The 825-nt window shown below is 53.0% G+C and carries 1 protein-coding gene; it reads left to right on the top strand.

The features are described 5' to 3' along the window. Window positions 1–825 (top strand): citrate/2-methylcitrate synthase (locus ACTHUR_RS13060; protein WP_440398936.1); only part of this gene is annotated, 825 nt, incomplete at both ends.

The following is an 825-nucleotide window of genomic DNA, read 5'->3' as shown; positions in this document are numbered from 1 at the left end:
GCCTATCCGTGTGATTAAAGTTTTGGAAAGCCTGCCTGCACATACCCATCCGATGGACGTAATGCGTACCGGCGTATCCATGCTGGGCTGCGTTCATCCTGAACGTGAAAGCCATCCGGAAAGTGAAGCGCGCGACATCGCCGACAAACTGATCGCCAGCCTCGGCAGCATCCTCTTGTACTGGTATCAATATTCGCACAACGGCAAACGCATTGAAGTTGAAAGCGACGAAGAGACCATCGGCGGTCATTTCCTGCACCTGTTGCACGGCAAACGCCCAAGCGAATCACACATCAAAGCGATGCACGTTTCACTGATTCTGTATGCAGAACACGAGTTCAACGCTTCTACCTTTACCGCCCGCGTGATTGCCGGTACAGGCTCTGATATGTACTCCTGCATTACCGGTGCAATCGGCGCGTTGAAAGGTCCGAAACACGGCGGCGCGAACGAGGTGGCTTACGATATTCAAAAACGTTACCGCAATGCCGACGAAGCTGAAGCCGACATCCGCGAACGCATCGGCCGCAAAGAAATCGTGATCGGTTTTGGTCATCCGGTGTACACCATTTCCGACCCTCGCAACGTTGTCATTAAAGAAGTGGCACGCGGTTTGAGCAAAGAAACCGGCGATATGCGCCTCTTTGACATTGCCGAACGCTTGGAGAGCGTGATGTGGGAAGAGAAAAAAATGTTCCCGAATCTGGACTGGTTCTCCGCCGTTTCCTACCAAAAATTGGGCGTACCGACCGCTATGTTCACACCGCTGTTCGTCATTTCCCGTACAACCGGTTGGAGCGCACACGTTCTCGAGCAACGCAAAGA

Source organism: Neisseria sp. P0021.S007 (assembly GCF_051956855.1).
The sequence above is the reverse complement of the archived record's forward strand: the minus strand, read 5'-3'. Positions and strand labels throughout refer to the sequence as shown.